A 10,830-nucleotide genomic window follows, 5' to 3' on the forward strand; every position below is an offset into this window, starting at 1 on the left:
CCATGGCCAACGAGCAGAAGGTCCTCGACTACCTCAAGCGCGTCACCGCCGAGTTGCACGAGACTCGCCAGCGACTGCACGAGGTCGAGGGTGGCGAACCCGAGCCGATCGCGATCGTGTCGATGAGCTGCCGGTACCCCGGCGGCATCCGGACCCCGGAAGACCTGTGGCGGCTCGTCTCCGACGGCACCGACGCCGTCTCGCCGATCCCCGACGACCGGGGGTGGGACGTCGAGCGGCTCGCGGGCGGGCAGGGCGGGTTCGTCAGCGGAGCCACCGAGTTCGACGCCGGGTTGTTCGGGATCTCGCCGCGGGAAGCGCTGGCGATGGACCCGCAGCAGCGACTGCTGCTCGAAACGTCGTGGGAGGTGTTCGAGCGGTGCGGCATCGACCCGATGTCGTTGCGCGGGGAGCGGGTCGGTGTCTTCGCGGGCGCCATCAACCAGGACTACGGCATGCTGTTGCAGCAGGCGCGCGAGGACGTCGAGGGCTACACGCTCACGGGCACCACGAGCAGTGTGGTCTCCGGCCGGGTCGCGTACACCTTCGGCCTCGAAGGGCCCGCGGTGACCGTCGACACGGCGTGCTCGTCGTCGCTGGTGGCGCTGCACCTCGCCGTGCAGGCGCTGCGGCAGGGTGAGTGCTCCCTCGCGCTCGCCGGTGGTGTCACGGTCATGGCCCTGCCCGGCATCTTCGCGGAGTTCGACCGCCAGGGCGGCCTGTCCGCCGACGGCCGGTGCAAGGCGTTCGCCGCTACGGCGGACGGCACGGGCTGGGCCGAGGGCGCGGGCGTGCTGCTGCTGGAGCGGCTCTCCGACGCACGCGCGGGAGGCCACGACGTGCTCGCCGTGGTGCGGGGCAGCTCCGTGAACTCCGACGGCGCGTCGAACGGGCTGACCGCCCCGAACGGGCCGTCGCAGCAGCGGGTGATCCGGCAGGCGCTGGCCAACGCGGGTCTGTCGTCGAAGCAGGTCGACGTGCTCGAAGCGCACGGCACCGGCACCGTGCTCGGCGACCCGATCGAGGCGCAGGCGGTGCTCGCGACCTACGGCCAGGAGCGGGAACGGCCGCTGCTCATGGGGTCGGTCAAGTCGAACGTCGGCCACACGCAGGCGGCGGCTGGCGTCGCGGGCGTGATGAAGATGGTGCTGGCGATGTCGCACGGGGTCGTGCCGAAGAGCCTGCACATCGGCGAGCCGACACCGCACGTGGACTGGTCGGCCGGTGCGGTGTCGCTGCTGACCGAGGCCACGCCGTGGCCGGAGACGGGCGGGCCGCGCCGCGCCGCCGTCTCGTCGTTCGGGGTGAGCGGCACCAACGCCCACACGATCATCGAACAGGCGCCGCCGGTCGACAGGGACACCGCCGACACCGCAGACACCGCCGAGCGCGCCGAGCCCGTGGCCGCGCCCGCGATGCCGTGGCTACTGGCGGGCCGCACGGAACAGGCGCTCACCGCACAGGCGGCGGCGCTGCTGTCCGAGCTGGAGTCCCGGGACGCCACGGCACTGGACGTCGCGTACTCGCTGGCGACCGGACGCGGCGCGCTGGAGCACCGGGCCGCGGTCGTCGGCGCGGACGCGGACGACTTGATGCGCGGGCTGCGCGCGCTCGCCGTCGGTGACGACGCGCCGAACACGGCGCGGGGCGTGAGCTTCGAGGACACGCGCCTGGCGTTCGCGTTCTCGGGCCAGGGCGCGCAGCGGGCCGGCATGGGGCGTGAGTTGTGTGCGGCGTATCCGGTGTTCGCGGCGGCCTTCGACGCGGTGTGCGAGGAGCTGGACCGTCTGCTCGGCGACGGCCCCGGTGTTCGTGCCGTGGTCTTCGACGGCGCTGCCGGGCTCGACGAGACGATGTGGGCGCAGGCGGGGCTGTTCGCCGTCGAGGTCGCGTTGTCCCGGCTGCTGGAGTCCTGGGGTGTGACTCCGGATCTCGTGGTGGGTCACTCGGTCGGCGAGATCGCCGCCGCGCATGTGGTGGGTGTGCTGTCGTTGGCGGATGCGTGCCGGCTCGTGACGGCGCGGGGGCGTCTGATGCAGGCGCTGCCGCCCGGCGGTGCGATGGTGTCGCTGCGTGCCACCGAAGCCGAGGTGACCCCGTGGTTGTCGGAGCGGGTGTCGCTGGCGGCGGTCAACGGCCCGTCGTCGGTGGTGCTGTCCGGCGACGAGGACGCGGTGGCCGCGGTGGTGGAGCGCTTCCCCGGGCGCAGGCAGAAGCGGCTGCGGGTGAGCCATGCCTTCCACTCGGCGCGGATGGAGCCGATGCTGGCCGAGTTCCGCGCCGTGTGCGAGGGGTTGAGTTTCGCGGAGCCGACGGTGGCGGTGGTGTCCACCGTGACCGGGCACCAGGTCTCCGGGCAGTGGGGCGAGCCGGAGTACTGGGTGCGGCAGGTCCGGGAACCGGTGCGGTTCGCCGACGCTGTCACCACGCTGCGCGAGAACGGCGCCACCACCATCCTGGAGATCGGGCCCGGAGCCACCCTGACGGCCGCGGCCGGAGAATGCCTGGCCGAGGACACCGTCGGCTGCGTGCCGAGCCTGCGGGCTGACGGTGAGGAGCCGGTCGCGGCGGTGCTCGCACTGTCCGAACTGCACACGCGCGGGCATGCCGTCGACTGGGCGACGTTCTTCGCGGGCACCGGCGCGCGACGGACCGGACTGCCGACCTACGCCTTCCAGCACCGGCGGTACTGGCCCGAGATCGCCGGGGAATGGACCGGCGACGCCACCGCGTTCGGGCTCGGCCCCGCCAAGCATCCCCTGCTCGGCGCCGCCGTGAGCCTCGCCGACGGCGGGGGAATGCTGTTCACCGGACGGCTCTCCGCGCGCACCCACCCGTGGTTGGTGGACCACACCATCATGGGATCGGTCCTGTTGCCCGGGACCGCGTTCGTCGAGCTGGCCGTGCGCGCGGGAGACCACCTCGGCTGCCCGCACGTCGCCGAGCTGACCCTGCAGACGCCGCTCGTGCTCCCGGAACACGGCGGCGTCACCCTCCAGCTCGCGGTCACCGACGCCGACGACACCGGCGCCAGAACGATCAACCTCTACTCGCGGCCGGACGGCGACGAGCACACCGAGCCGGACGATCCGTGGACGCTCAACGCCACCGGGCTGCTCACCCCCGACGGCGACGACGAGACCGACTGGGCGCCCTTCGCCAGCTGGCCGCCGGAGGGCGCGATCGAGGTGCCGATCGGGGACGGCTTCTACCCGAACCTGGCCGAATACCACTACGACTACGGCCCCGGGTTCCAGGGGCTGCGGGCCGTGTGGCGCCGCGGCGACGACGTGTTCGCCGAGGTGTCGCTGCCGGAGGAGACCGCGGCACAGGCCGGGGACTTCGGCCTGCACCCCGCGCTGTTCGACTCGGCCATGCACGCCATCGCGGCGATGGACGCCGACGGCACGGGCGAGGCTGGCGGCACCCCGCTGCCGTTCTCGTGGAACGGTGTGACCCTGCACGCCACCGGTGCGTCGGCGCTGCGGGTCCGTCTTTCCCCCGCGGACAGCGGCGCGCTCACGGTCGCGCTCGCCGACGAGACGGGCGCCCCGGTCGCGTCGGTCGCGACGCTCGTGCGCAGGGCCCTCACCTCGGCGGCGCTCGGCGCCGCGCAGAACCGCCACCACGACTCGCTGTTCCGCGTCGCCTGGCCCGCGCTGCCCGCGGCGGCGACGGCGGCGAGCGCGGACAGTGTCCTCGTCGGGCCTTCCGGACCCGACGAGGCCGGTCTGCCCGCGGGCGGCCACTTCGCGAGCCTGGCCGAGCTCGGCGCGCACATCGACTCGGGCGCCCGCGCGCCGTCCAACGTGCTCGTCGACTTCGCGCCCGCGTCCGGCCACGAGCACGAGCTCGGCGAGGCCGCCCACGACGCCGCACGGCGGGCGCTGGCACTGGCACAGGAGTTCCTCGCGGACCGCCGGTTCGACGCGAGCCGGCTCGTGATCGTCACGCACGGAGTGCTCGCCACCGACGGCGCCGACCGCATCGCGGACCTCGGGTCCTCGACCGTGTGGGGGTTGCTGCGCTCGGCGCAGTCGGAGAGCCCCGAGCGGCTGGCCCTGATCGACCTCGACGCCACGTCGGCGTCGGCGGCCGCACTGCCGGCCGCGCTCGCCGCGGGCGAGCCACAGCTCGCGATCCGCAACGGCCAGGCGAGGCAGCCCCGGCTGGAGCGGATCACCGCCGCGCCGAGGGAGAACCTGCCGGAGCTCGGTGGCGACGGGACCGTACTGATGACGGGCGCGACCGGCGCGCTCGGCCAGGTACTCGCCCGCCACCTCGTCGCCGAACACGGTGTGCGCCGGTTGCTGCTGGTGAGCCGTCGCGGCGCGCGGGCCGAGGGAATGGCGGAACTGCGCGCCGAACTCGCCGAGCTCGGCGCGACGGTCACCTTCGGAGCCTGCGACGTGGCCGACCGCGACCGGCTCGCGTCCGTGTTCGCGTCCATCCCCGACGCGCACCCGCTGACCGCGGTCGTCCACGCGGCGAGCGTGTCCGACGACGGCGTCCTCACCTCGCTCACCGCCGAGCGCGTCGACTGGGTGCTGCAACCCAAGGTGGACGGCGCGCTGGCGCTGCACGAGCTCACCAAGGACATGGACCTGTCCGCGTTCGTGGTGTTCTCGTCGGTGGCCGCGCAGTTCGGGGGCGCCGGTCAGGGCAACTACGCCGCCGCGAACTTCTTCCTCGACTCGCTGGCCCGCTACCGCAGGGACCACGGGCTGCCCGGGACGTCGCTGGCCTGGGGGATGTGGGCCGAGCGCAGCGGCATGGCGGGCCAACTTCACGAGCAGCACCTCGACCGGATCAGCCGGTTCGGCATCGTCGCGCTGTCCGCCGAGGAGGGCGCCGAGTTGTTCGACGCCGCCTGCGCGGCGGACGAGTCGCTGGTCGTGCCCGCCCACCTCGACATGGCGACGCTGCGCTCCTCGGCGGTGGCAGGGGGGCTCACCCCGCTGTTGCGAGGTCTGGTCAGGACACCGCAGCGACGGGCCGCCGCGACCACGTCGTCGATCGGGGACAGCCTCGCCGGGCTCGGCGAGACCGAACGGGTCGCCGCCGTGCTCGACCTCGTCGTCGGGCAGGCCGCCTTCGTGCTGGGGCACGACTCACCGGCGGAGATCGAACCACAGCAGGCGTTCACCGACCTCGGGTTCGACTCGCTGACCGCGATCGAGCTGCGCAACCGGCTGAACGGGGCCACCGGCCTTCGCCTGCCCGCGACGCTCGTCTTCGACTACCCCACCCCCGCGGTGCTGGCCGAGTTCCTCGCGGCGGAGGTCGCGGGCACGCCGGCCACGGATACCACGAAGGCCCCGGTCACGGCGCGCTCCCGGTACGACGAGCCGATCGCGATCATCGGCATGGGCACCCACCTTCCCGGCGGGGTGCGCACACCCGAGGACCTGTGGCGGCTGCTCTCCGAGGGCGAGGACGCGATCGGCGACGTGCCGGCCGAACGGCACTGGGGCATGGAAGGTCTGCGCGGCGGCTTCCTCGACGCCCCGGGTGACTTCGACCCGGACTTCTTCGGTATCTCGCCGCGCGAGGCGATCGCGATGGACCCCCAGCAGCGGTTGCTGCTGCAGTTGAGCTGGGAGGCGTTCGAACGAGCGGGCATCGACGCGGAGACCGTGCGGGGCTCGCGCACCGGCGTGTTCGCGGGCGCGAGCGGCCTGGACTACGCGGGCCTGCTGCAGCGGGCCGCTGAGGGCAACGAGGGTTACATCCTCACCGGCACGACCGCGAGTGTGATCTCCGGCAGGATCTCCTACACCTTCGGGCTCGAAGGGCCCGCGGTCACCGTCGACACCGCCTGCTCGTCGTCGCTGGTCGCCCTGCACATGGCGGTGCGCGCGCTGAACGAGGGCGAGTGCTCGCTCGCGCTGGTCGGCGGTGTGCTCGTGATGGCGACCCCTGCCGGGTTCGCCGGTATGTCCGGTCAGGGCGGGTTCGCCTCCGACGGCCGGTGCAAGTCGTTCTCCGACTCCGCCGACGGCACCGGGTGGAGCGAGGGCGCCGGAATGCTGCTCGTCGAGCGGCTGTCCGACGCGCAGCGCAACGGGCGCCGGATTCTCGCGGTGGTCCGGGGCACGGCGGTCAACTCCGACGGCGCGTCGAACGGGCTGACGGCCCCCAACGGGCCGTCGCAGCAGCGGGTCATCCGCGAGGCGCTCGCGGCCGCCGACCTCAGGCCGAGCCAGGTGGACGCGGTCGAGGGCCACGGCACCGGCACGGTGCTCGGCGACCCGATCGAGGCGCAGGCCGTGCTGGCGACCTACGGGCAGGACCGGCCCGCCGACCGGCCGGTGTACCTGGGCTCGATCAAGTCGAACATCGGGCACGCCCAGGCCGCCGCCGGGGTCGCCGGGGTGATCAAGATGGTCCTCGCGTTGCGGTACGGGATGCTCCCGCGCAGCCTGCACCTCGACTCGCCCTCGTCCAAGGTGGACTGGTCGAGTGGTGCCGTGTCGTTGCTGGACGAGCGGACTCCGTGGCCGGAGACCGGTGAACCGAGGCGGGCCGCGGTGTCGTCGTTCGGGATCAGCGGCACCAACGCGCACGTCGTGCTCGAACAGGCACCCGCCGGTGCCGTCCCGGCCGCGGACGAGCCGACCGACCCCGGCGGGCCCGTCCCGTTCGTGCTGTCGGGCAAGACGGCGGACGCCCTGCGGGAGCAGGCCGTCCGGCTGCGCGCGTACCTCGACGACCACACCGATCTCGCGCTCGCCGATCTCGGGCTGTCACTGGCCACCACCAGGACCAGGCTGGAGCACCGAGGGATCGTCGTCGCGGAGGACCGGCCCGCCCTGCTGCGCGGGCTCGACGAGCTCGCGGACGGCGGCGAGTCGGCCGACGTCGTCGTCGGCTCCGCGCGCTCGGCCGTGAAGCCGGTCTTCGTGTTCCCCGGTCAGGGCTCGCAGTGGCCGGAGATGGCCACGGCCCTGCTCGATGCCTCGGAGTCGTTCCGCGACGAGCTGTTCGCGTGCGACGAAGCGCTGTCCCGGCACATCGGCTGGTCGGTACTCGACGTGCTGCGCGGCCTGCCGTCCGCGCCGCCGCTCGAACGCATCGACGTGGTGCAGCCCGCCCTGTTCGCGGTCATGGTGTCACTGGCCGCGATGTGGCGCAGCCACGGCGTCGAGCCCGCGGCCGTCGTCGGCACGAGCCAGGGCGAGGCCGCGGCCGCGTACGTGGCCGGCGCGCTGTCGCTGGACGACGCGGCACGGGTGATCGCCTGCCGCAGCCGGGTCGTGGCCGACCGGCTGGCGCACCAGGGCGGCATCGTCTCGCTCGCGCTGCCGGTCGCGCAGGCCGAGCAGCTGCTCGCGGAATGGGACGGCAGGCTGACGCTCGCCGGGTTCAACGCGCCGTCGTTGCTCAACGTCGCGGGTGACGAACAGGCTCTGGCCGAGCTGATGCGGCGTTGCGAGTCCGATGACGTCCGCGCGCGGCGGGTCGCCGACATTCCCACTCACAGCGCCCGGGTCGACGGCCTGCGGGACGAGTTGCTCGACGTGCTCGAGCCGGTGCGCCCGGCCTCCGGGAACGTACCGATCTATTCCACGGCCCGGGGCGAGCTCGTCGACGGCGCCGAACTCGACGCGAATTACTGGTTCGACAACCTCCGGGAGCCGGTCCACTACGAGCAGGTCACGCGGACGCTGCTGGGCGAGGGACACCGGCTCTTCGTCGAGGTCAGCCCCCATCCGGTGCTGACCATGCCCACCGAGCAGACGATCGGGCACGCGGGCGCCGAGGCCGTCGTGACCGGAACGCTGCGCCGTGACGAGGGTGGCCTGCGGCGCTTCCTCACGTCGTTGGCGACCGGCCACGCGCACGGCGCGGCCGTCGACTGGCGCGCGACGCTGGCCGGGCGCGGCGCGCGCGAGGTGGAGCTGCCGACGTATGCCTTCCAGAACCGGCGGTACTGGTTGCCCGTCCCGGCCACGTCCGTCGGCGACATGGCCTCGATCGGGCTCGGCGCCACCGACCACCCCATGCTGGTCGCCGGGGTGCCGCTGGCCGACACGGACGGTTTCCTGTTCACCGGCAGGCTCTCCTCCCGGACGCAGCCGTGGCTCGCGCAGCACGGTGTCAAGGGCACGATCGTGGTCCCGGGAACGGGATTCGTCGAGATGGCGCTGCGCGCGGGCAGGCAGCTCGGTTGCGACGTGCTCGACGAACTGACCCTGGAGGCGCCGCTGACGCTGTCCGAGGGCTCGGGCGCGCAGCTGCAGCTCGTGGTCGACGCGCCGGACGAGGCCGGGCGGCGCCCGTTCACGGTGTATTCCCGGCCGGCCGACGTGGAGTACGACCAGATCTGGCTGCGGCACGCCGCCGGTGTGCTGCGGACCGCTCAGCCCACCGACCCGGCGGGCTCCGACCTCACCGTGTGGCCTCCGGCCGGAGCGGTTCCGATCGAGCTCGACGGCGCCTACGACGACGCCGCCAAGCTCGGCTTCGACTACGGGCCGCTGTTCCGGGGAATGCGGGCGGCCTGGCAGCGCGGCGAGGACGTGTTCGCGGAGGTCGCGCTGCCCGAGGACGGGCGCTCCGACGCCGGGGAGTTCGGCCTGCACCCCGCGCTGTTCGACGGCGCGTTGCAGGCGAGCGGGCTCGACGAGTTCCGCGCGGGCAAGGCGAGCGAGGACGACGACAACAAGCCCCGCATGCCGTTCGCGTGGCGCGGGGTGCGGATGCACGCGCTCGGCGCCACCGAACTGCGCGTGCGGCTCTCGCCGTCCGGTCCGGGCGGCATCGGGTTCACGATCGCCGACGCGACCGGTGCGCCCGTGGCGGACGTGGAGTCGCTCGTGCTCCGGCCCGTGGAGCCCGAGCAGCTCAGGGCGGCGGGCAACGGGCAACGCGACTCGCTGTTCCAGGTGGAGTGGACGGGGGTCGCGGTCTCGGCCGAGTCCGTGCCGGGGCAGCGCTGGGCGGTGCTCGGCGCGGACCCGGCTTCGTTCGACCAGGGCGGTACGACGATCGGCGGAGTGCGGGTCGAGGGGCACCGGAGCCTGGCGGCACTCGCGGCCGAGGTCGACGAGGGCGCCTCGCCCCCGGACGTCGTCATCGCGGCGTTCGGCGGTTCCGGCACCGAGGTCGCCGAGACCGCGCACCGGCTCACCGGCGAAGCCCTCGACCTGATGCAGGACTGGCTCGCCGACGAGCGGTTCTCCGCCACGCGCCTGGTGTTCCTCACCAGTGGTGCGCTCGCGACCAGGCTGGGTGAGGACGTCCCCGACCTCGCCGCCGCGCCGCTGTGGGGTCTCGTCCGGTCCGCGCAGTCGGAGGAACCGGGCCGGTTCCTGCTGGTCGACGTGGACGATGCCGAGTCGTCGTGGGCGGTGGTCCCCGCCGCCGTCATGTCGGCGGAGCCGCAGCTCGCCGTGCGCGGCGGCCTGGTCCTCGCGCCCCGGCTCACCGGCACCGCACCACGGGCGGACGCGCCGGCCAAGGAAGGGCTCGACCCCGAGGGAACGGTACTGATCACCGGCGGCACCGGCCTGCTCGGCGGGCTGTTCGCCAAGCACCTCGCCGCCCAGCACGGCGTCCGGAACCTGATGTTGCTGAGCAGGCAGGGTCCCGCCGCGGCCGGAGCCGAGGACCTCGTGGCCGACCTGGCCGAAGTCGGTGCCACCGCGCAGGTCCTCGCCTGCGACGCCGCCGACTACGACGCACTGGCCGCCGCGTTCGACGCGATCCCGCCCGAGCATCCGCTGACCGCCGTCGTCCACGCGGCCGGGGTGCTCGACGACGGCGTGCTGACCTCCCTGACCCGCGAGCGGGTCGACGCCCTGCTCCGGCCCAAGATCGACGCGGCGATGAACCTGCACGAGTTGACCAGGAGCCGTCCGCTGGCCGCGCTCGTCCTGTTCTCCTCGGCCACGGCCACGTTCGGCGGGTCCGCGCAGGCGGGCTACTCGGCGGCCAACGCCTTCCTCGACTCACTCGCGCAGCACCGGAAGGTCCACATGCACGCGGCCACGTCGCTCGCGTGGGGCTACTGGGAGCAGGGCAGCGCCATGACCGGGCACCTGAGCGACACCGACGTCCGGCGGATGAGCGGTGGCGGCATGCTGGGGCTCACCGAGGAGCAGGGTGTCGCGTTGTTCGACTTCGCCGCCGCGCTCGACGAGCCGGTGCTCCTGCCGATCCGGCTGGACTTCGGGGCGCTGCGGGCGCAGGCGGTGGACAGTGGCGTCGCGCCGCTGCTGCGCAAGCTCGTGCGGGTGCCCGCTCCGAGGGCCGCCGCGGCGGCGGGTGCGGCGTCGCCGAACGCGCTCGCGCAGCGCCTGGCCGGTCTGTCGGAGTCCGAACGCGACCGCGTCGTGCTCGATCTCGTGCGTTCGCTGGCCGCGTCGGTGCTCGGGCACGCCTCGACCGACGCGGTCGGCCCCCACGAGTCGTTCAAGACACTCGGGTTCGACTCGCTCATCGCCGTCGACCTGCGCAACCGGCTCAACGGTGCGACGGGGCTCCGGCTGCCGCCGACCGCGGTCTTCGACTACCCGACCCCCACGGAGCTGGCCGGGTACCTGCGCTCGGAGATCGTGCCCGAGGAGGCCGCCGAGATCACGACCCCGATCTTCACCGAGATCGACCGGCTGGAGGCGCTGCTCGCCGACGTCGGCGCCGACCACGCCGAACGCACGAAGATCACGCTGCGCCTGCACGACGTGCTCGCCAAGTGGGGCGACGGCACCGAGACGGCCACCGACACCGGGCGGGACGGCGAACTCGACGAGGCCACCGACGACGAGCTCTTCGACCTGCTGGGCAAGGAGTTCGGCATCTCATGAACGAGCGGACCAGCACGACCGG

The 10,830-nt window shown here is 73.6% G+C and carries 1 protein-coding gene; it reads left to right on the forward strand.

Annotation, left to right across the window (positions count from 1 at the left end; translation table 11 throughout):
- Nucleotides 1-2 precede the first annotated feature (2 nt).
- On the forward strand, nucleotides 3-10,808 hold the full coding sequence (locus FFT09_RS19245; RefSeq protein ID WP_138383533.1) for a type I polyketide synthase: 10,806 nt from the start codon (nucleotides 3-5) through the stop codon (nucleotides 10,806-10,808).
- Nucleotides 10,809-10,830 lie beyond the last annotated feature (22 nt).

This window comes from Saccharomonospora piscinae (genome assembly GCF_005862235.1).
Classification (GTDB): Bacteria; Actinomycetota; Actinomycetes; order Mycobacteriales; family Pseudonocardiaceae; genus Saccharomonospora; species Saccharomonospora piscinae.

What these genes read in the sequence shown, in the direction of transcription:
- FFT09_RS19245 (WP_138383533.1), top strand. Translation starts at nt 3, where the DNA reads ATGGCCAACGAGCAGAAGGTCCTCGACTACCTCAAGCGCGTCACCGCC.